The 22,191-nt window shown below is 44.2% G+C and carries 19 protein-coding genes; 11 read left to right on the plus strand and 8 right to left on the minus strand.

The features are described from left to right. From ACSYSH_RS06160 to ACSYSH_RS06175, 4 genes are read left to right on the plus strand one after another with little or no spacing between them, the layout of a single operon-like run. Positions 1-558 (plus strand): DUF1700 domain-containing protein, encoded by a 558-nt coding sequence (locus ACSYSH_RS06160; protein ID WP_252774343.1) that lies wholly within the window; start codon positions 1-3, stop codon positions 556-558. A 4-nt stretch (positions 559-562) separates the two neighbouring features. Then, a complete protein-coding gene (locus ACSYSH_RS06165; protein WP_252774342.1) occupies positions 563-1,255 on the plus strand; it encodes a DUF4097 family beta strand repeat-containing protein in 693 nt (230 codons plus the stop codon). A 12-nt stretch (positions 1,256-1,267) separates the two neighbouring features. Next, the gene (locus tag ACSYSH_RS06170; protein ID WP_491702184.1) at positions 1,268-2,017 is read left to right on the plus strand and encodes an ABC transporter ATP-binding protein; all 750 of its coding nucleotides are present in this window, start codon (positions 1,268-1,270) and stop codon (positions 2,015-2,017) included. Position 2,018: 1 nt separating this feature from the next. Next, positions 2,019-4,016 carry an FtsX-like permease family protein gene (locus tag ACSYSH_RS06175; protein WP_491702183.1) on the plus strand — a complete coding sequence of 666 codons (1,998 nt, stop codon included), beginning with the start codon at positions 2,019-2,021 and terminating at the stop codon, positions 4,014-4,016. Between the two features lie 120 nt (positions 4,017-4,136). Here ACSYSH_RS06175 and ACSYSH_RS06180 read toward each other — a convergent pair whose 3' ends face one another. Continuing rightward, entirely contained in the window at positions 4,137-4,958 is an 822-nt protein-coding gene (locus ACSYSH_RS06180) for an undecaprenyl-diphosphate phosphatase (protein WP_252774339.1), read from the minus strand. Positions 4,959-5,488: 530 nt separating this feature from the next. Further along, the gene (locus ACSYSH_RS06185) at positions 5,489-6,874 is read right to left on the minus strand and encodes an amino acid permease (RefSeq protein ID WP_491702182.1); all 1,386 of its coding nucleotides are present in this window, start codon (positions 6,872-6,874) and stop codon (positions 5,489-5,491) included. A 110-nt stretch (positions 6,875-6,984) separates the two neighbouring features. On the opposite strand from ACSYSH_RS06185, the gene ACSYSH_RS06190 reads away from it, so the two are divergent. After that, positions 6,985-7,188: a hypothetical protein gene (locus tag ACSYSH_RS06190; RefSeq protein WP_491702181.1), complete on the plus strand. Its 204-nt coding sequence runs from the start codon at positions 6,985-6,987 to the stop codon at positions 7,186-7,188. A gap of 91 nt (positions 7,189-7,279) precedes the next feature. Here ACSYSH_RS06190 and argD read toward each other — a convergent pair whose 3' ends face one another. The 5 genes from argD to argF all read right to left on the minus strand — a co-directional run bounded on the left by argD (position 7,280) and on the right by argF (position 12,874). Continuing rightward, a complete protein-coding gene (gene argD, locus ACSYSH_RS06195) occupies positions 7,280-8,446 on the minus strand; it encodes an acetylornithine transaminase (RefSeq protein ID WP_491702180.1) in 1,167 nt (388 codons plus the stop codon). A 162-nt stretch (positions 8,447-8,608) separates the two neighbouring features. Further along, on the minus strand, positions 8,609-9,343 hold the full coding sequence (gene argB, locus ACSYSH_RS06200) for an acetylglutamate kinase (RefSeq protein ID WP_491702179.1): 735 nt from the start codon (positions 9,341-9,343) through the stop codon (positions 8,609-8,611). 4 nt (positions 9,344-9,347) lie between these two features. Further along, on the minus strand, positions 9,348-10,544 hold the full coding sequence (gene argJ, locus ACSYSH_RS06205) for a bifunctional glutamate N-acetyltransferase/amino-acid acetyltransferase ArgJ (RefSeq protein ID WP_491702178.1): 1,197 nt from the start codon (positions 10,542-10,544) through the stop codon (positions 9,348-9,350). Between the two features lie 187 nt (positions 10,545-10,731). Then, complete coding sequence (gene argC / locus ACSYSH_RS06210) at positions 10,732-11,763, minus strand: N-acetyl-gamma-glutamyl-phosphate reductase (protein ID WP_491702177.1); 1,032 nt, start codon at positions 11,761-11,763, stop codon at positions 10,732-10,734. 73 nt (positions 11,764-11,836) lie between these two features. Then, complete coding sequence (gene argF / locus ACSYSH_RS06215; protein WP_252774333.1) at positions 11,837-12,874, minus strand: ornithine carbamoyltransferase; 1,038 nt, start codon at positions 12,872-12,874, stop codon at positions 11,837-11,839. Between the two features lie 593 nt (positions 12,875-13,467). Between argF and ACSYSH_RS06220 the strand changes: the two genes are divergently transcribed. The 3 genes from ACSYSH_RS06220 to ACSYSH_RS06230 all read left to right on the plus strand — a co-directional run bounded on the left by ACSYSH_RS06220 (position 13,468) and on the right by ACSYSH_RS06230 (position 16,760). Further along, positions 13,468-14,001, plus strand: coding sequence for an SAV1803-related protein (locus ACSYSH_RS06220; protein ID WP_491702176.1), 534 nt, complete (start codon positions 13,468-13,470; stop codon positions 13,999-14,001). 473 nt (positions 14,002-14,474) lie between these two features. Continuing rightward, positions 14,475-15,389: a hypothetical protein gene (locus tag ACSYSH_RS06225; RefSeq protein ID WP_252774331.1), complete on the plus strand. Its 915-nt coding sequence runs from the start codon at positions 14,475-14,477 to the stop codon at positions 15,387-15,389. Positions 15,390-15,407: 18 nt separating this feature from the next. Continuing rightward, a complete protein-coding gene (locus ACSYSH_RS06230; protein WP_491702175.1) occupies positions 15,408-16,760 on the plus strand; it encodes a zinc ribbon domain-containing protein in 1,353 nt (450 codons plus the stop codon). Positions 16,761-16,798: 38 nt separating this feature from the next. Here ACSYSH_RS06230 and ACSYSH_RS06235 read toward each other — a convergent pair whose 3' ends face one another. Continuing rightward, positions 16,799-17,359, minus strand: coding sequence for a TetR/AcrR family transcriptional regulator (locus ACSYSH_RS06235; RefSeq protein WP_252774329.1), 561 nt, complete (start codon positions 17,357-17,359; stop codon positions 16,799-16,801). Between the two features lie 100 nt (positions 17,360-17,459). On the opposite strand from ACSYSH_RS06235, the gene ACSYSH_RS06240 reads away from it, so the two are divergent. The 3 genes from ACSYSH_RS06240 to ACSYSH_RS06250 all read left to right on the plus strand — a co-directional run bounded on the left by ACSYSH_RS06240 (position 17,460) and on the right by ACSYSH_RS06250 (position 22,176). Beyond that, positions 17,460-18,116, plus strand: coding sequence for an HXXEE domain-containing protein (locus tag ACSYSH_RS06240; protein WP_491702174.1), 657 nt, complete (start codon positions 17,460-17,462; stop codon positions 18,114-18,116). After that, on the plus strand, positions 18,116-18,778 hold the full coding sequence (locus tag ACSYSH_RS06245; protein ID WP_491702173.1) for an HXXEE domain-containing protein: 663 nt from the start codon (positions 18,116-18,118) through the stop codon (positions 18,776-18,778). The genes ACSYSH_RS06240 and ACSYSH_RS06245 overlap by 1 nt, the downstream gene beginning before the upstream one ends. A 383-nt stretch (positions 18,779-19,161) precedes the next feature. Next, complete coding sequence (locus tag ACSYSH_RS06250; protein ID WP_491702172.1) at positions 19,162-22,176, plus strand: type I restriction endonuclease subunit R; 3,015 nt, start codon at positions 19,162-19,164, stop codon at positions 22,174-22,176. The last annotated feature ends 15 nt before the right edge of the window (positions 22,177-22,191 follow it).

A 22,191-nucleotide genomic window follows, 5' to 3' on the forward strand; every position in this document is an offset into this window, starting at 1 on the left:
ATGAACTATTTAGAAAAATTAGCAGCAGCACTTAAAGGATTACCAACAAAAGAAAAGGACGATATCTTAGAGTATTATCGTGAATACCTTGAGGACGGTGGCTTATCGGATGCAGAGGCGATTAAGAGCCTGGGCCAACCGGAAGAGTTAGCAACAAAAATTAAGACAGATTATTATACCGAGAACGGTGAACAAGTACCGCCTTATGGAACGCAGCACACAACGGCTTATCGGGTTTTGATTTTAGCCTTGATTATTATCACGTTACCACTAACCCTACCATTCTTTGGTGGTATCTTCTTTTCACTCTTTATGCTCATCTTCGTCTTCTCGATTTTGATGTTATTGGCCACGGCGGCTGGTGTCGCCTTCTTTATTTACGGCCTCTTCACATTGTTCCATACTCTTTGGTCGGGACTGTTCTTTACTGGCTTGGGTATCATCTTTATTGGCCTGATGTTCCTGGTAATTCCAGGTATTATCTTTGTCACGAAAAAGGTTATTCAGGGAATTGTTGCCCTAAGTCGCTGGCTTGTAGAACTTTGGGAAAGGATTTAGGCTAATGAAAAAATCGTTGAAATTAGGTGTCTTTTTGATGAGTGTGGGGGTAGTGCTCTCAAGTGTTTCCTTTGTCTTAGCCAAGCCCGGGGAAATTGATTTTACCTTGGCGCGCTATTTGACCAGGGTCAAAACGGAAACGCACGATATTAGTCCAGACAAGACCCAGCTGACAAATGACCATATTCAAGGAATAAAGGTCAACACGAATAGCTTTGATATCGTGGTTAAAAGCGGTGACAACTATGCTGTCCAGGAACTGGATTCTGCTGGTCAGCCATTATTTGAGTCGAAGGTTGAAAATCAGCAGTTGGTTGTGAGTCAAAAATCAGGAAGAAACAGGATTTTCCAATCAGGTGAAACACGATTAGAGATTACTATCCCAGAGAATGCGAATTTACAAAAACTGACGATCCAAACTGAAAATGGTGATATTCAGTTAACAGGCATCAACGTTAATCAAGTGCAAGTAAGGAATACAAATGGTGACATTACATTGCAGCAAGTGACAGTTACCGGCGGTGGTAAAGTCACCAACGAAAATGGCGATATTGAAGTTGAGCAAAGTCAGTTGCCAATCGTTGAGGCCGAAACGAAGTCCGGCGCGCTTTCAATGAAACGGGCTTACCATGTCGGTTACGGCGCTGGTGCTAATTTGCATTTGCTGAATCAGTCCGGCGATATTGATTTGAACTAAAGGAGAAGAACAATGGCATTACTAGAACTAACCCACGTACAGAAGTCCTATTCGGATAGCCAAAACAAGCGGGTCTTACAAGATATTTCACTGACCATCAATCAAGGGGACTATGTTGCAATCATGGGCGAGTCCGGTGCTGGTAAGACGACACTGTTAAACATTATGGCCACCCTTGATAACCCAACCGAGGGTTCCATTAAGCTCAATGGGGTGGAAACCACTGATTTATCAGACGGAAAGAAGGCGGTTTTCCGGCGCGAAAATCTCGGCTTTATCTTCCAGTCCTTTGATCTTTTGGACATTTTCAACAACCGCGACAACATCTATTTGCCATTGGTTTTGACTAAGGCCCCTAAGGCCGAAATGGATAGCCGCTTGAACGAATTGGCCCCACGTTTGGGGATTCAAGAACTTTTGGATAAGTATCCCAGTCAGATTTCTGGTGGACAGCGGCAACGAGTCACCGCTGCTCGTGCTTTGATTACGCAGCCAGCATTGATTTTGGCCGATGAACCGACAGGAGCCTTGGATTCCAAAACGGCTCAAGAAATGTTGTCGATTTTTCAGGATGTGAATGCAGCGGGACAGACCATCGTGATGGTCACCCATTCATCATTGTCCGCATCCTATGCCAAGAAGACCCTCTTTATCAAGGATGGTCGGATTCAAACTGCCTTAGACCGGGGCGAGATGACCCAGGAAGAATACCTGTCAGCCATCTCCAACCAGCTAACGGAGTTGACGAAAGTAGGTGAATAAGATGTTGAGTCTTCGCTTCGCACTGCAGACGCTCAAAAAAGATTTTCGCCATTACGCCCTCTTTATTTTTGCTAACGCCTTCTTGTTGATGGTTAACGCCATGTTCTTTGCCATTCGGAACAACCACAGTATTGCTACTTCCGAATATGGCAAGATTATCAAGGCCGTAATGGTCTTGGGCTTAGTCCTTTCACTTTTGGTCGGGGCAGTCTTTATTTTTTATGCCAATTCCTTTGTCTCCGGTCGGCGGCAACGACAAATTGGGACGCTTTCGATGTTGGGGATGTCGCGCTTTCAAGGCGCCATGGTGGTGGCCTGGCAATCGCTTGGCCTCTGGTTGATCACGACGGTCATTGGCCTGGTGGCTTCATTCGGTGCCCTGTTTATTGCCTTTCCCGTGTTAAATCAGTTGGCCGGGGACCAGGATTATCGGGTTTCTTTTGACTGGAATACGGTGGTCACGGTTGGGCTGATTTACGCAGCGTTGTTTTTCCTGATGGCACTGATTGAATGGTTTAAAATTGGTCGAACAAGCTTGATTGATTTAACCAAGTCCGACCAAAAGGTGGCCAAAGAACCAAAGGCGAAGGCCTTCTTGGGCATCATGGGCTTTGTGATCCTAATTGCTGGTTATTGGTTGGCTTTGACCACTAAGCCAAGCTTGAATGCCCTTGTCTCCTTTATCTGGGCGGTCGGCTTGGTGATTGTCGGAACTTATCTGGTGATGATTGTCGGGATTGGCTGGCTCCTAAAGCGCTTGCGTAAGAACCAAAAGTACTACTATCAGGATAAGCATTTTGTGCCCGTTTCGGGACTCTTATTCCGCGTGAAGAATAACGGGGCCGGCCTGGCCACTGTTGCTTTGCTGTTTACAACCATCGTCGTGGCCTTGACGGCAGCGATTTCAATGCAGCAGGTAACTAGCAAATTTGGTCAGTACCTGCCATATGATACAACGATTACGAGCCCACAATCGTTGACAAAGGACCAGTTAAATCAGGTCCAGCAAAGCGCCCAAAAGCACAACTTAACTTTGAGCGCTAGTCATGAACTGGAAGCGACTAACGCTATCTTGGTAAAGGTTAGTGGCGGGGGTCGAATCAGCCGCTTTACTGGAACGGGGGATGTCATGTCTGCTCCTGTATTCCGGGCCATGACGACCGAGAGCTTGAAGAAATGGCAGGGACAGTCTGTTTCATTGGCCAGCGATGAGGTCGGAATCTACGCAACACATCAGCAGCAGGTACCAGCAAAATTGCAAATTGGTGGCCAGACCTACAAGGTGAAGACCATCGACCAATTTACTGCACCTGATTCAACCGCACCATCCGGCCCAAGTTATGATTACTTGGTTGTGAACCAGCAAAGCCAGCTGAACGCCTTCTTAAAGGATGTTCAGGCACCGGCCACGAACGATAGTGGCTTCCAGGTGGAAATCTCGGACATGCCGGATGCGGTGACCCACATCTATGCCTACGATGTGAAGGGCACGAAGAAAAACGAAATTGCTTTTAGCAAGGACTTAAGCGAGATTTTCCAGCAGGCGGGTGGTCAGGTTACGGACCGAGCCGATGCTGTGCAAAGCATCGAAACTGTCTTTGGTAGTTTGGTCTTTGTCGGGGTCTTGACTGCTGTTGTGTTGACCTTTACCACGGTTTTGATTGTTTACTACAAGCAGGTTGCTGAAGGCTTGGTTGACCGACAAAACTTCAAGAAGATGCAACGAATTGGTCTCAGCCTGGCGGAAACCAAGCAAATGATTAACCGCCAAATTCGCTTGCTCTTTGGTTTGCCGCTTGTGTTGCTGATGTTGAACGCAGCCTTTGCCTTCCCAATTTTGAAGACGGTCTTCAAAACCTTGGGACTGTTTGACCCAACAATTTTTATCCCAGTCATGGTCACGATGACGGTGATTGTGATCTTGATTTACCTGGTGATTTACTGGCTAACCTCTAAGCGTTACCAACAAATCGTTAACCAGTCAAAGGCTGGTCGATAAGCTGAAAAATCAGTTTCCATATCTCAAGAAGAAAAGACGAACTCAGCTGCAATTGCGGCCAGGTTCGTCTTTTTCTATGCATCAAAAAAGCCCCCTCAGCGGGGACTTTTTTTGATGAAATTACATAAACATCACGGCGAAGACAATCAAACCAACAACGATTCGGTACCAACCGAAGGCCTTGAAATCGTGGGTTTGCACGAACTTCAACAGCCACTTGATAGCGATAACTGCAACAATGAAGGAAACGAAGGTTCCAGTTGCCAAGACGGCCCACTGTTCACCCGTGAAGGTGTTGCCCTTCAGGAGGTATGAACCAACCTTGAGGATTGTGACGCCAACCATGGTTGGAATGGCGAGGAAGAAACTAAATTCGGTGGCCACGTAGCGGCTGGCACCTAAGATAATGGCACCCAAGATGGTTGCCCCTGAACGGCTGGTACCAGGTACGATTGACAAGGCTTGGAACAAACCGATGTAAAGCGCTGTACTGTAACCGATGGTTGCCAGGCTGCTAATTTTAGGGGCCTTGTTCTTGTAGATGTTTTCAATCACAATGAACAAGATACCATAGACAATCAAAGCGGTCGCAACAACGGCTGGCTTGTGCAAGTGCTCATCCATGAAATCGTTTAATGGCAAACCAATCACGATTGATGGGAGGCAAGCAATGATTACCTTGAACCAGAGCACCCAGGTATCCTGGCGTTCCCGCACAGTCTTCTTTGCGCTAAATGGGTTCAGCTTACTGAAGTACAAAATTACAACAGCCATGATGGCACCAAATTGAATCACGTATTCAAACATGTTTTCAAAATCTTTACCCTGGCTGATTTGGACGAATTGGCTAACCAAATCAATGTGCCCAGTCGAACTGACTGGCAAGAACTCTGTTAATCCTTCGACAATACCAATAATAATGGCTTTAAAAATGTCAAGCATAATATCTCCTAGTATTTCTGGAATGCAAAACGCAACCGAATGCCCACAGACATTCGGTTACGGTTTGTAATAACAAACAAGAGCCGCCCGTTTCTCACAAAAGAAGGGTCAGGCGACATCTGGCGGTGCTTTAGCCTTAATAGGTTAGAATTCATCGTCAAAATCAGTTTACCACAAAGCCTGGTGTTCAAACCTGAGTTTTGGATAAACTTAAACAGTTTTTATTAAATGTGCCAAAGCATGATATGAAATCTAGAATCAGTTTTGATTAACAGATAAAGTCAAGAGGGACTTGAACTTAGACTGGAGAAAGAGAGGGAGAGCGGTTGACGGTGATTGCGCTACGGGGACCGGGTTAGGAAAGGCCGGACTGATTTGGACGGCTTGATTCGATTTATTCGGGAATTACCAAGAACGTACCAAAGAGGAGGTTGATAGAATGCACTCATATAAATAGAAGGAAGCTGATTGAAACGCATTAAAAAGTGCCCGTGTTCACACGGGCACTTGAATGGACGAAACACAGCAAATTAAATGGTTGCTACTTCTTGGTTGCGGAAGCGTAAGTAACAGTAACCACCGAAGACGATGACCCAAATGATGGCCCCGGTCGCCGGGATAACATCGTTTGGATTAGCAAAGAGTGACAAGAAGACGAGAACGAATGCCCCAATGGTGATTGGGCTTGTGTAACGGTACCAAGGCATCTTGAAACCATCCGGCATGAATTCCGGTGAAACGCGGAAACGTCGGTGAGCGACCATCGTCAACAAGTAAACCACTAAGTAGAGGTCACTGGCACCACCAGCAACGAACTGGAAAGCATCGTTGATAGATGGGATGGAAGCAATCACCGGTGCAAAGAGTAAGAGTGCACTAGAGAAGAGAATGGCCGGCGTTGGGATACCGGCCTTAGCAATCTTAGCTAAGGGCTTCCAGTCTAATTCACGAGAAAGCTGGTAGAGGTGCCGACCACTAGAGAAAAGGACACTATTCAAGGCTGAGGAAGCAGAAGTCAAAACCACGAAGTTAATCACGGCTGCGGCTGCTGGCAAACCAGCCAACTTGAAGACTTGCACGAATGGACTATTACCGGCGGTAATACTTGTCCAGGGCATGATGGACATGATGATGATCAAAGCGCCGATATAAAACAACAAGACACGGTAAACAGTTTCGTTAATTGCCTTCTTCAACACCTTGCGAGGGTTCTTTGTTTCACCAATAGTGATGCCAACGAATTCCATCCCGGCCATCGCGAAGAAGACCATTGGAATGGAGCCAAGGAAGGCTTTAAAGCCGTTAGGGAAGAGGCTAAAGTTATGGAAAATGTTTCCAAAACTGGCTGTCGCTCCACCGGGACTCTTAAAGCCGGTCATGACCATGAAAATCCCGGTCACAATCAAGGAAATGATGGCAATGATTTTGATCATTGCAAACCAGAATTCCGTTTCACCGAAGGCTCTGGCTGCCAAAATGTTCAGCACAACCAAGACGGCGAGAAAAGAGATTTCAATTGCAGTCGTATTCCAGGTCGGGAACCAAAACTTGACATAAGTTGCGATGGCAGTCAATTCGGACATTCCAGCAAAAATCAGAGCCAACCAGTAAGTCAAACCGGCAAAGACCCCGGGCCCCTTACCCAAATACTTAGAAATGAAGCCAACGAAGGTGTGTTGGTCGGGTTGTGAATAAAGCATTTCACCGATTGCGCGCATCATAAAGAAAAAGAGCGTGCCCAATACGGCGTAAAGAAGTAAAATTGTCGGGCCTGATTTTGAAATCGTTGAGCCTGCTCCCAAAAAAAGTCCGGTGCCAATGGTACCGCCGATGGCAATCATTTGCACGTGGCGGTTGCTCAGAGAGCGCTTAGTGCCGTCTTGGTTGATCTCAGTCTCTTGAATAGGTTGTGCCATAAGCATCCTCCTTCTACTTTGAATCATCGATTCAAACGAACAATTATCATAAATCACTAATATAAGTATGTGTTTCACTGTAATTTCGTCTATCATAGGATGAAAAAATTATGGGAAAATATTTTTTGTTAGGAAAGATGACATTTACTCTGGGGTTAGCCAAGGGGCAGTGTTCAGAAAAAAGGCGGAAATTTGGCGTTTTAGCGATTTTTATGAAAGAAAAAATGATTCTAAAAAAATTAGTCAAAGAGATAAAAAAGGGGTGTTTTTTATCTTGTTTCAAAAATAACTTGACGCTTTTTAGGAAAAATTGAAACCTAATCAGCTAATCAAATCGTGACGGATGAAAATTTTCATCGTTAAGTCTATTCAAAAATTTTCAAAAATAAAAAATGACCATTAAGGTCATTGAACGGCAACGGCTTGGTCAGCAGTGCTCAGTTGTTGAATTGTTTGACCGATTTGATCGATGGCTTGGGCTAAAGCAATTTGATCAACAATCAATGGTGGCAGAAGACGTAGTGTGTTGCCACGGGCAGAAAGGGTTAAGAGACTTTTTTGGTGGAGGGCCTGGATGACTTGGTTAACAGGCAGAGAATCAGCTAAGTGAATACCAACCATTAAACCGGCACCGCTGATGCCGGCTACGCCTTCTAACGGACTAAGTTTTTGTTCCAGCTGGTCAAAAAGCCAGTTGCCCTTTGCTTGAACAGTCGCAAGGAAGTCTGGATTCAGCTGCTTAAGCACTGCTTTAGCGGCGGACATTACGACTTTATTGCCACCAAATGTCGTGCCGTGGTCACCTGGTTGGAAGTACTCGGCGATACTTTTTTTAGCGAGAAGGGCTCCAACCGGCAAACCGTTGGCCAGTCCCTTGGCAACGGTTATCATGTCTGGTTCCAAACCGTCGTGTTCAAAGGCAAAACGGTAACCAGTCCGACCCATGCCACTTTGCACTTCGTCAATGATGAAAAGAGTACCGGTTGCATGGCATTTGTCTTGGACTTGGTGGAGCCAGTCGGCCTGCCCAACATTAACCCCACCTTCACCCTGGATGACTTCTAGAATCACGGCAGCAGTGTCTTCGGTAATCGCAGCGAGGGCAGTTGAATCATTAAAAGGCACCATCTTAACTGCTGGCATCAGCGGTGCAAAACCTTCCTGGATGTGGGGATAACCAGTAACAGACAAGGAACCGGTGGTCCGGCCATGGAAACCATAGTTAAAGGCCAGGAGTTCGTGCTTGCCAGTCGCCTTGTGGGCTAACTTAATCGCAGCCTCGTTGGCCTCGGTCCCTGAGTTACAGAAGAAGGCCTGGTAACCATCTGGACAGAGGTCTTTTGCAACTTCTTCTGCGAGCTGGTTTTGGTATAAGTTGGAAATATGCCAGACCTTTTCCACTTGGTCGGCCACGGCCTGTTTAATTTGTTGATTGCTGTAACCAAAGTTACAGACACCGATACCGGCAGTCAGGTCGAGGTATTCCTTTCCCTGGTCATCGATTAGATACGAATCGTGTCCAGCCACGATGTCAAAGGGGAATTGGTCGTAAGTGTGCATGGTGGTCGTCATGGTAAAGCCTCCTATTGGTTCTACTGTCTGTTTTAGGATTAGAAAAATCAGAAACTTGTTTGCTGTTTTTTTACTGCTAAGTGGTCAAGAAGGCGCACTTAAAAAAGCTTAAGCTTGCAGTCTCCCAAAAAGCGTGATCAGGTTGTCGATTTTTTGTCTGAATCATAGTTCTAACTTTGTTCCTTGGCCAAGGCGATTGGTGATGGTAATCTTGTGGACACCGTGGTGCAGGGCAGAAAATGCGGCTTGAAGTTTGGGCACCATGCCAGCGGTAATCAAATTCTGGTCAATTAATTGGTTGGCTGACAGCGGGTTGAGGGCTGTGACAACCTCTTCATTGACTAAGACACCGGGGACATCAGTCAAGAGGATTAACTGGTCGGCTGATGTCACCGTCGCCAACGCTTGAGCCGCTGAATCGGCATTTACGTTAAGAAGGCCATTTGGACCACTAGCGAGTGAATTGACCAATAAGATCGGATGGTGGTAACTTGCATTTTGGCTAACCCTTGCTAGCACCGCTTCATCAATGCCGGTGACCTGGCCGACCTCGCCATAGACTTCTTGATCAAGGTAGTCGGCAGTAAAGAGGGGGCCAGCTTCCTGGTTAACGGCGAGGGTTGGAAGACCTTCTTGGACCAACTGATTTTGAAAATGAGGCTGGATGACGTTGGTTAACAGATGGCTGGTTAGGGTCAGAACACTTGGTGGTGTGACCCGAATCCCGTTAATTTTTTCGGTTGGCAAGTCAAAGAAAACACAGGTCGAAGAAATCAATTGCCCACCACCGTGCAGGATGACCACTTGCTGGCCCTCCTTGGTCCATTCCTTAACTTGGTGGAAGAAATCGTCTTTTAGTTGGCTGATGGCATTGCCACCGATTTTAATGACAATCATGCTCTTAACCTTCGTAGGCGGCGTTGATTTCAACATATTTATAAGTCAAGTCACAACCCCAGGCCTGACCAGTTGCCTCGCCAACATGCAAGTCAATGGTCAAATTGATGTCATCTTCGGCGAGGATGGCTGCTACTTGGTCTCTGTCAGCCAAGACTTTTTGGCTGTCCTTGACGAGAGGCATATCAGCTAAGTAAATATCGAGATGGGTGGGGTTGATTTGTGCTTGGGTTTGGCCAATCGCTTGGACAATTCGGCCCCAATTGTTTTCTTCGCCAAAGAGCATGGCCTTGATGAGGTTGGAACCGACAATTGCCCGGGCAACCTGGTTGGCCTCAACCACTGAAGCGGCGTTGACGACGGTTGCTTGCACAAACTTGTTTGACCCCTCGCCATCTTTGGCGACCATCTTGGCCAAAGCAACCAGCACTACCTTTAGTCCTTCTTTGAAATCAGCCAAAGCGTCGGTTTGCGCTGAGCTTTGGTCAAGCAGTTCGTTTTCTGCTTGACCATTAGCAAGGACGAGGACCATGTCATTGGTGGACATGCAGCCATCAACCGTGATTTGGTTGAAAGAAGATTGAATTAAGTCAGAAAGAAGGTCCTGGAGGGTCTCACTGGCGATGTTGGCATCCGTGGTAACGAAGCCCAGGGTGGTGCCCATGTTTGGATGGATCATCCCAGAGCCCTTGGCAATCCCTGTAATGGTAACGGGCTGGCCGGCAACCATGACGGCAACCGTTATTTTCTTTTCGCAAGAATCAGTTGTCAAAATGGCATGGGCAATGTCTGATTTTTGGGTCAAACTTAATTGATTTAGGCCCCCTTTGATTTTTTCCATTTCTAGTTGTTTGCCAATGACACCGGTGGAAGCGACGGCCACGAGGTCGGGATTGATAGCTAACTGATTGGCTGCCAGTTGGTGGGTTTCGTCTGCGTGGTCCAGTCCTTCTTGGCCGGTGAAGGAATTGGCATTACCAGAATTAATCACGACGGCTTGGAGCTTGTGGTTCTGGTTAATCAAATTTTTAGTGAACTGCACCGGAGCAGCTTGAAATTGGTTTTTGGTATAAACACCAGCGGCAACGGCTGGAACATCTGAAACGATCCAGGCCATATCAAGTTGGTCGTCTTCTTTAAAGCCCGCATGGGCTGTGCCCGTTTGGAAACCTTTGGGCCAGGTAAAGTCAATTGCTTGCATGAGCAGTTCTCCTTTTCTACTATATAAAGAGGGACTTTTGTCTTTGCTGTTGTTGGTCTAAGTGCCGGCAAGGTTAGTCGGTTAATCAAGGGCTTTGTGGCCATTGATTGGACCATGCTGTGAAGCTAGTGGAGCACAGAAGCAATCCCGCCAGAAATCTTAACAAGTCTGACGGTATTCTCGGTCTTTAAAAGGCCAAGGCTGTTAATTCCAGTCCAGTAGTCACCGGATAGTTCAGCAACTGGTTCATGTTTTGAATAGCTTGACCGGCGGCCCCCTTGAGCATATTGTCAATGACGGCGTCGATGGTCAGGTAACCCGTCACGGGATTAAAGGTCAGACCAATTTTGCAGTTATTGGTCCCGATGACGGACTTGATATCTGGGAGGTAATCATCACAGATTTGAACGAATGGATCTTCGTCGTAGAGGTCATGGTAGTAGTTGAGGATAGCCATTTCGTCGATGCCGGGCTTTACCTTGGTATAAATCGTGGCCATAATACCGCGGTCAATTGGGACCAGGGTCGTCATGAATTGTAGGTGTTGTACCTTTGGGTTCCACTTCCTAAGTTCAGCTAAGATTTCTGGAATATGCTTGTGCTGGTTAGCCTTATAAATCTGTAAGTTTTCGTTTGATCGGCTAAAGTGTGATGATGAGCTCAGGGACTTGCCAGCACCGGACAATCCTGATTTAGCATCGACGACAATCGAGTCGGGTTCAATCAAATCGCCCATGACGGCAGGTGCTAATCCTAAAAGGGTTGCCGTTGCATAGCAGCCGGGGTTGGCGATGTATGCGGCCCCCGGATTTTCGTAAATGTCGGCCAGGCCGTAGTAGGCGTTTTGCAAATCAGTTTCCTTAGCTGGGCTGAGATGATACCACTTTTCATATTCGGCTGGGTCCTTGAGGCGGAAGTCACCTGAAAGATCAATGACTGGGAAATTGGCCTTCAAGAAGGGGGCGGCTAAGTTGATGGCGACCCCGGCCGGTGTTGCAAGAAAAATCAGGTCGTTGTTGGCCATGATTTCTTGGCTATCATATGGGTAAGCTAGTTGGGGATGTGGCAGGTTCAAACGAGAGTTGAGGTCGACAAGTGGAATAGCATCGTCCAAATCGTGTTGGTAGACGTTGATGGTTTCAACTTCGGGGTGTTCTTGTAAGAGGGCGTAAAGTTGCATGCCGGCATAACCGGTAACGCCTGTAATTGCGGCATTCATAGCAAGTGTCCTTTCTGTATTACTAGGTTTTGGTTCTGGCCGTGAAGATCAATTTCTGGCTTGGCTGGTACCATTAAATCTTTGGAATAAAGTGGGTCCCAAGCGTGGCGGCCATCATCGCCTTAATACCGTGTTTACGGTTTTCGGCCTCATCGAATTGGCGTCCGTATTGGCTTTGGAAGACCTCGTCGGTGATTTCCATTTCCTTGAGACCGTACTTGACATAAACTTCCTTACCAACTTCAGTGCGCAGGTCGTGGAAGGCTGGTAAGCAGTGAAGGGTAATCAACTGACCGTCCTCGAGGTGACCGGTCATGGCCAAAGCGTTCATGTTGACCTGGTAGGGCAGGAGCAAGTCGATTCGTTCCTTCCAGTTATCTTCACCCATGGAAACCCAAACGTCGGTTGTGACAACGTTGGCATCCTGTAAACCGGTGGCCAAATCAGCAGTGATGGTGATTTCGGTACCAGTTTCCTTGGCATAACCTTGGGCAATTTCTACGACTTCGGCAGCCGGTTGCAATGATTCCGGACTAACGATGGCAACGTTGATACCGGCCATGGCGCAACCGACTAGTAATGAGTGGGCAACGTTGTTGCGACCATCACCGAGGTAGGCGACCTTTAAGCCAGCTAAGTGACCGAAGTTTTCCTTGATGGTCATCAGATCAGGAATTGTTTGCGTTGGGTGCCAGTCATCCGTCAGCCCGTTCCAGACGGGAACGCCAGAGTACTTAGCCAAGGCTTCAACGCTTGATTGACGAAAACCGCGGAATTCAATCGCGTCGTACATTGAACCCAAGACCTTCGCTGTATCTTCAATCGATTCTTTGTGGAATAAGTGGATTTCATCCTTGCCCAAAAAAACGGGGTGGGCACCTAGTTCGTTGGCAGCCGTAGTAAAAGCTGATAGGGTTCGTGTTGAGTTTTTTTCAAAAATCAGGGCGATGTTCTTGTCAGCCAGTAGCTTGGTGTGGATATTTTGCTTGGCAAGCCCCTTTAAGTGCAAACCGTAATCAACTAAGTAGTTTAGTTCGTTGACTGATAAATCAGTTTCTTTCAAAATGCTCTTACCGTAAAATTGGTTTTGAAAAAATGTTGTTGTGGTCATAATCTGTTCTCCTCTAGTCTATAAATCAAAAAAACGCCCTCTGACAGATGATTAGTCTGTCAGAGGGCGTTTTTGCGCGGTACCACCTCAAGTTCCTAGAAGGTTTGCACACTCCTAGCTCAGCAAGTCAAAAAAGACTTTGGCGGTAACGGGCCATTGACCGATTCTTTCTACTCATTTCGAAAGATAACTCACGGGCACGATTTAGTTGTTTTGTTTGGCCGGTTCTCACGAATTAACATCCAGCTTTTCTGTGAAAACAAAGTCAACTAAAATTTCCGATCATCGTTTTTTGATTAACATTGGCTTTTCGCCAACTTGTTGACAACAGCATAAAGAATATTTTTTCACCTGTCAAGGATTAATTAGAGAAAAGTGAGAAAATAGTGAGTTCTTTCTTGGGTAAAGTTCATCTAGAAAAGCAGTCTGGGTGCGCAGTTGGCGAATTTTTGAGCACTAGCAAAAATATTTAAGATGAGGCTGATTTTTCAATGAAAAATTTTACTGAAAGGAGTGATTGACCAGAAATTTTGTAGTTGTTGCGGTAAGATGGGGGGAAGAAAGTTACTCAAGAGTTCAAAAGGAGACATGCCATGACAGAACAACTCGACCAATATATGCAATTGCTGAAACTATCCTATTCTGATGCCGTGGCGGAACTTCTACAAAAGTATGGCCCGGCCAAGGACAGTTACTTTGCTGAAGATAACTACCAGGCTTTTTTGGTTGGCAAAACGTATTCTTTGCCCAAAAATGCAGCGATTGACCGGACGGCAGAGGGGCTTTATTGCCACCATATTGATGAAAGTCGGTATCTCAACTTGGCCGATCCGGCGATGATTAAGGTTCAACAGTATCCGTATGCCAGTCAACAAAAGACCCGCTTGGTTTACTGTAATTTAATCGAGCACGCGATCTTGCATGCTTTGATTGCCATTGAAAGTAAGCAGGAGTTTGGCTATGCCGAATTGGTTAAGGAATTAAAACCACAAATTGAAAGGTGGTACATTGAGGGCGAACAGCCAACTAGCCCAGCTGAAGCAGTTGAATGCTACAAGACGGCCTACCTTTCAGCAGATGAAACCTATAAGTTGATGATTTTTATCAAGGAGTTGGTCAAGGCATAGGTTAGGGGCAGTTTAGGCACACTACGTCCAGAGCTGTACCGACTGTGCATCAAAAAGATAGCAAAATAACCAATGATTGAGCAAGCGCTCCTCTTCGTCGACTAAAAGTTGGTGAGGAGGGGCGTTTTTTTACGTTCGCGTAACGAAACAAAGCGGCGGAAAAGATAAAGAAAGAGAGCAGGCAATCCACAGTTTATCAATTGGTTAGAATAAATTTTCAACAGGGTGGTGGTTGCGGTCAAAGATTACACGCTGATTTCTTTTGGCCATTGTTCACGAGTTACCGGTAAATTTTTTGTTCATTTGTTCAAATGATTATTTTTTGAGATTCACTATACTTGGGATCAAGCAATAAAAAGACACGCAAGCAATGATTTGTCGTATAAGTGCAGTGGTGTCAGATTTAATGCACCCGATTTGTGTTACAATCAAATTATATTCATTTAATTTAAATGTGATAAAGGAGAGAAAGTATGACAAGTCGTAATGAATGGGAAGAATATTTCGAACTCATTAATAATCGCAAGCCAAATGCAGATGAAATTACCGCTGCTTTGCAAAAGGGTGAATTTACAGATGGCCAAGCTCAAAGTGATCGCCCTGAAATCAAGATCGATAGTCAGCAAATCAGCAAGGGAGTAGAAGAAACCAAGGAACAAGCGGGGAAAGCCTTTAATACAGTCAAGCAGCACGCCGGGAACTACTTTTCTTGGTTTAAAAACCGGGCCTTGCGTCCAATGAAGTATGTCAATGAAGAAAATCCAAATCAGCTTTACCTTTGGTTGACTTTTGCCTTGACAACGGTTTGTTCTGCTGGCATTTTCTGGAACTTCGTTCGCCGCATCTTTGTTTCGTTGGCAAACGTCGTGGGAAACGACAACTCTTATGGTCGCAGTATTGCGAGCTTTGCTGGCCGGATTTTACCATCGGTTTTCTTTAACTTTTTCTTTGTCTTTGTTATCTTGTTCCTTGCTGCGTTGCCAGGATTGGCATTGGTGACTAAGGAACAGGAAAAATTCAAGGATTTGGTAAACCAGTTTTTGGTTTTCCAACCAGCCGCTGCCATCTTTGCTATTATTGGCTTTATCTACTCGTTTATTGCCCAGGTGCCAAAGGTAAGTGTTGATAATATTAGCAGTGTTCTTCAAGAAATTATGATTAACGTTGGTATCTTAATTATGCTGCCAATGTTATCCTTTGCTGTTGTCAACCTTGCGGCTGTTTATTTTGTTCAAAAATACCGTGAAAACGATCAGAAATTGGACTTAATCTGGTGGCAAATTTCTCAAGCAATCATGACAGCAATCGTCGTTTATATCGGTTACATCGTAATTATCACACCAATGTTCAAGTCATTGATCAGTACAATTGCCAACTTTAATTATTAATCTAGGAGGGACCTATTCATGACACAACAAGAATGGCTGGCTGCCTTTAAAAAAGAAAACGGTCGTGAACCTTCCTTGGATGAATTTAAAGCCGCTAAGGCAAACGGCTTTGCCTTGACGACTGACCAGCAGGAACGTTCCGAAAGGGAACGCTTGCAAGCCTGGGTGGCAGATTTTGAAAACAAGTACGGACGGAAGCCATCAATTGATGAAGTCAAGAAACGTCAATATGCAGCGCCGACGTCTACTGCCAAATCAGTCACGGCTACGAATGGAGAGGCGCCGACTGCCCCCCATCGTCAGAGTCGAGCGGTCAGCAAAAAACATGGTTTTCGGTTGCCAATTATTATCATCGTGTTGGCTTTGCTGGCCGGTTACTTTTATGGACAACACTATTACTCATATGATTCATCAATGAAGCGTGCGGTCAAGGTTTTGAACAGCCATAATGCTGATCAGTACAGCCAGAATTTGACTTGGTCTGATACTGACAAGCACCTTAGCAAGAGCGAAGTGGTTCCCCTAGTTAAATATATGAAGACTGGGATGACAAAGACGAGGGTTGAATCACTTTTGAAAACCGACTCCTTTAACGTTAACTTAAAGAAAACGGGCAACCAGTTTTTCATTTTCCCGAAGTATCAAATGGTGGTGACCCCGATTGATTTGCAAGTCTACACAAACCACTCAGATTTGAAGGTAACGGCTAACGATCAGGTCATTGTGGATGATTCTGACGAAGATGAAGTCGCTACTGTGAAACATCAGGCACCAGGTAACTATGACATGGTTGCCCAGGGTGAGAGTGATGGTGACAGCTTCAAGGGAACGATGACTGCTACCGTTTTGAATAAGGCAGCAGCTGAAATCGATTTGCACGCTTATAAGTCGTCGTCTTCGTCTAGTTCGAAGTCAAAGTTGACCAAGACTGGGGCCGATGCCTTGCTAGCAAATCTAACGTCGCTGCTCTCCCAAGCTGGGTCGTCAGACAGCAGTTTCGATACTAGTGACTTGACGGCATCTGACGTTTTCGTGAATGGTAGCAACAACAAAGCTTACTCAGACTTCATGGAAATGATTCAGAACAACAAGACGACTGCAAAGCGGACAGCTGAATCAATTAACTTCGGTTCGATTGATATTCAAGATGTGAACGCGACGGGAAAGCAGACTGCTGATGTCACCTTTAAAATTAAGGAAGACTTTAACTACTCGGCTGACACGGATCCCGACAAGCATAGCTCTGGTACATTGTCACAGGTCTTCTTGTTGAAAGCCCATGTGAAGTATGACGATGATGCCTCAAAGTGGTTGATTGATAGCATCGATTCTGACCAAAAGAAGCTCTCTGAAACAGACAATGTTAAGTAAATCGTAATGTTGAAAAGAACACCTGCTGGTGTTCTTTTTTATTTGATTGCATCTTTAATTTCCTGGGCAATTTGGCCCATTTCCTCAACTGATTTTTGGCAATTATCATCTACCCAAATAGTTAGGAGTGAAAACATACCTGACAAGGCGAAATACTCAATATATACTTGATTCTGCTGTTGCTTTAAAACAACTGCTAGCTGACTCTGTTGTATATTTTCAAAGGCAATACTTTGCAGTAAATAGGACAAGTTTTGCTGTTTTAGTTTTTTTAATATAGCTGTGTATTGCGTCCAGAAGTTAAAAAATAAGGTAACGGTTTGAGCGAAATTTTGTTCCGTATCTTTATTATCTAAGTAAGCAAAAAGTTCAAACACGATGTCCGTTATAATGCTTTTTAAAACATCCTCTGAGGAATAAAAATGACGATAAAAAGTTCGACGAGTATAACCAGCTTTTTGCATCAGATCCGCAATCTTGATTTTTTTGATATCCTGATTTTGCATGAGCGCTAACATGGCTATTTTGATGTTATTTTTTGTTTCTTCAATCTGCTTTTGACGACGATGTTGGGTGGTAAATGTCTCAATTTGCTTCATTTGTGTATAAGTCCTAATCGGGCACTATTTATTATTAGTTATCAGAATTATAATATTAGTATGTAAATTACACAACTGAGTCATTTGTAGGAGATTAACAATGAAATTTTTAATAAATAATTGGTATCGATTGGGAGCGGTGCTTGGTCTGATTTTAATGACTTTTTTGGCATTCCACTTGATAACGTTGAGTGCAGTTCAGATATTACTGATTTGGAATTTGATTGCTCTATTCGCCCATCAGTTTGAAGAATACCAGTTTCCCGGTGGTGCTCCAATCATCATCAATAAAGTTGTATACGATGAAACTACTCTAGCTGATCATTATCCTGGTAATGGCCTTTCCATCATGTTAGTTAATACAATTGCTTGGGTTATCTACTTAGTCGCGATTTTATTGCCTAACTATTATTGGTTAGGACTGGGGGTGATTTTCTTTAGTCTTTTCCAAATTTTAGGTCATTGTATTCAAATGCCTCTTAAATTGCGTGCATGGTATAACCCGGGTATGGTGACGACGGTTGGTCTTTTTTTGCCCCTCGGTGTAATTTATATTAATAAATTATCGAGTTTAGGGAAATTAAACTGGGGAACCATTTTTCTAGCTTTCTTGGTGTTAATTGTATGTATCTTATTGGGTATTGTGGCTCCGGTTCAGCTATTAAAGAACAAGCATACTAAGTACCCAATAAATCATTGGCAAATTAAAAGATATAACGAAATTATGGATTTTTGTCAGTTAACAAGGTCAAAATAATGAAAAAATGGATTATGAAGTGGTATGATTTTATGCCATTTATAGCTGGGTTCTACGCCCTAGCACTTGGATTGTTTGTCTGGGATTTCAACCAACGAATGCTGTTATTGGGCTTAATTTTTATTCATTTACATTTCTTTGAAGAATTTGGCCTCCCAGGTGGCTTTGCTTGGGGTGGAATTAAAGTTGAAATGAGAAATGTCAATCGCGTTGTTTCGCGATGGCAGTTGAACCAAAGTAGCTCGTTGTTTGGTAACGAATGGTTTGCGATTACAGTGTATTTGCCAACGCTATTCTTGCCCCAATGGCATTGGTTAGTTCTCGCCGCTGTTATTTTTGCTTTTGTTGAGCTATTCGGACATCTAATTATCTTTAATGTGGGACTCAAGAGCTATTACAACCCCGGTTTGTTGACCGCGATTATCTTGTCAGTGGTTGCAACTGTCTTTTTAGTAGAAACGATTCCATCAGGAATGTTTAACTGGCTTGATTTGCTCATGGCCTTTTGCTGGATTGGATTGAATTACTGGATTGGCTTCCGTTCGCCACTATTTTTGTATTTTAACAATAAGAAGCAATATACATTTACGAAAGAGGATTTGAATAAATCGGCTAGTTATATGAAAAAATTTGGTAGCAAACCAGACGATTACCAATATTAATTAACCTATTCGTGTATGAATAAAAGAATAAGCAGGGCCCATAAAGTGGGTCCTGCTTTTTTGGTTTTTCGTAGTGGCTTTGCTAGTAAAAGCCGGCTTAATAGACAAAAAGAGGAAATACTGGTTCAAATCTAATCACTGCCGTTCATGATGGGATCACCAATCATTAAAATTGTTGGTGTAGTCTGTTCTGTGGGTTTGCTGACCATAGTTAAACTGAAACGTGCTGACTGATTTTTTTCATTTAAGCATATGCTTAAACAGAATTGTTCGCTGCAAATCATGCTTATATCAGGTAAAATATAGAGCATATGTGAAAAAATAGATTAATTTGCAGTGCTGGATACAGTTTTTGGATTAGGTTTATTGGAGATGGAAGAACGATGTCTGAAGAAAAATTTGAACAAGCGGTAATTGAAAAACTGAAAAAGGAAGGTTGGACTTACCGAGAAGATCTTTCTAATAAAAAAGCAGAAGTATTAGAGCAAAACTGGCGTGAAATACTCAACGATAATAATCGAATCAAATTAAAAGATAAACCCCTTTCTGATAATGAATTTGATAATTTAAAGTTGGAACTGACGCACAATAAAACGCCTTACGACGCACAGTTGCTATTAGCAGGTGCAGGTGGGGTTGGTACGCTGCCACTAACGCGTGACGATGGTAGCCAACTCGAAATTGAAATTTTTTATGGTGATGAAGTAGCTGGTGGTCATTCTCGCTATGAAATTGTTAACCAGGTTACTTTTGACAAATTGCCAAGGACGCTTGGCCATAACCGACGAATCGACATTATGCTGTTGATTAATGGTTTGCCAGTTGGACATATAGAAGAAAAGGATGAGTCACGGGCTAATCAGCTGAGTGCCTTCGAGCAATTCCAAAAATATGATTCAGATGGCATGTATGAGGGTCTTTTTTCATTCGTGCAGGTCATGTTTATTCTGTCCCAGCATTCAGCCCACTATTTTGCGCGGCCGAAAAATTCCATGGAGTACAACCGAGAATTTTTGTTTGGTTGGCGAGATGATGACGGGAAAGATATCTCTGATGCGATGGTTTTCATTCATCAGGTAATGGGAATACCGGCACTGCACCGCTTGGTCACTGTGAATATGATTCCAGATGCTGATAATGATAATTTGATGGTGATGCGCTCCTATCAAATTCAAGCCACTCGGGCTATTATGGATCGGATGCGGGTCATGGAGAATAATCATCTTGTAGAAAAAGAGGGGGGTTACGTCTGGCATACGACGGGAAGTGGTAAGACGGTCACATCGTTTAAGGTTGCTCAGCTACTGGCTGCCTTGCCACGTGTCCGTCACGTTTTGTTTATCGTGGACCGGGTTGACTTGGTGAATCAAACGGCGGAAAACTTTAAATCATTTGCTTATGAAACGTTTGAAAAACGGATTCAAGTTGTCAACGGTGGGGCTCTACGAAAAGCCCTAAAGCAAAAGAATGGTCCGTCAAATATTTTCTTAACAACCGTCCAGGGATTGGATAAGGCTGTCAAGGGCGGCCTGGAGTCGGATGAACGAATGGTGATTTTGATGGATGAAGCGCATCGGTCTGCTAGTGGTGATGCAGTTGCCCATATTAAAAAGGCCTTTTCAAAAACAACTTGGTTTGCTTTCACGGGAACACCTAATTTTTATAGTGATGACGTCAATGATGTCAAGACGACACGATCTGTTTCAACATATGACGTTTTTGGTCAACGTTTACACCGTTACACAATCAAAGATGCCATTAGCGATCAAAATGTCCTTGGTTTTGATGTCTCTTACTACACGCCTGCGATTGAAAAGGAAGCGGATAGTGATTTCACAGAGCAAGAATTGGAAAAAGCCGTTTACACTTCTTTGCCATTCCGCGAGGCTGTGGTAGAAGATATTCGTGACCTTTGGAACGAAAATCACTCTGGTCCGATTGAAATGGGTGTTCGGCAGCCAAACCAATTTCACGGAATGTTAGCAGTTTCCGGTAAGCAGGCGGTAGTGGCTTACTATAACTTATTTAAAAAATTAGCGCCAAATTTGCGAGTAGCAATGACCTATTCTCGTGATGAAGATAATGGACAAGGCTCTTCCGACTTACAAGAGTCGCTCAAGACAGCCATGCAGGACTATTCCACGTTTTATGGAACGCATGATTTTTTTAGTAATCATGACCCTGAGCGCGCCTACTTAACGGATGTTACCAAGAGGATCGCCCACAAAAAGCCTTATAACAGAAAGTTGACGGAAGACCAGGAGACAGCAACACCCCAAAGACTCGATTTGATTATCGTTTCCGATCAATTGCTAACAGGATTTGACTCGAAATATGTCAATACGATTTATATGGATAAAATTCTGAAAGAAGGTTTGCTGATTCAGGCCATGTCACGAACCAACCGAACGATTGACCGCAATGCGAAGCCGCATGGAAAGATTCGTTTCTTCCGTAAAGGGGAGATGATGGAGGAACGGGTGCAGAACGCACTCGTGATTTATACGCAAGGCGGTAACGATACTCAGCCTGATCATGATCAGCTGAATCAAGATCAAAGTGAAATGGAAAAGGTCTTAATTACTGATGATATCCTAGCTCCAAAAAAGGCTAAGCAAATCCAAAATTTGATTCCACAAATTGAAGAATTAAAGACCATGGCCGGCGAAGATTTTAGTGTAACGCCGCCATCTGAAAAAGAGCGTGAGCACTTTGTTCAACTAGCCGCCGAAGTCAACCATTCAGTCCAACGACTGGTGCAGCAGGGCTACAAAATCGGTGATGAAATCGCTGATGTTGATGCACAAGGAGAGTTGAATGGTCAAAAGATTGCACTGAATTTGAAAGATGATAGTCATTTTAGTGCTTTACAGGCCCGTTTGAACGTAGTCAACGATAAATTACCAGCTAAAAAACAGATTGATTTAACGAATATCCAGATTGCAATTGATTTGTATGGTCGTGAAATTATTGATTATGATCGATTGGTTGAGTTAATCAATGAATACATGAAGGAAACGGTTGATACAAAGCGTGCGGAGATTGAAAAGCATATTGCGACAATGACTGATGTCGAGCGCAATGAAATCCTCGACATTTTAGATGGCATCGTTTCCGGGAAGTACCGTGTAGCATTTAATACTGAAACGTTGGATAAGACACGAAAAGCCGTCAGGTCTGACCAACAGGAATTGACAATTCGCCGCTGGGCGGATGACTACCACCTGAGTGGCAATGCGATTATTGAAGCGTATGAAGCCTTTTTGCCGGGAGTCGGGTTAAACGATAATCCAAAATTAAAGACAAAATTGAAGCAGATTGAAAAAGAAGAAAAATTAGGGTTCTTTGCAATCGCTGATTTTGAAGATGATGTCCTAAACTTTTTTGCAAAACTATAAAATTTTAACTGGGAG

The organism is Fructobacillus sp. ESL1117 (assembly GCF_058508565.1).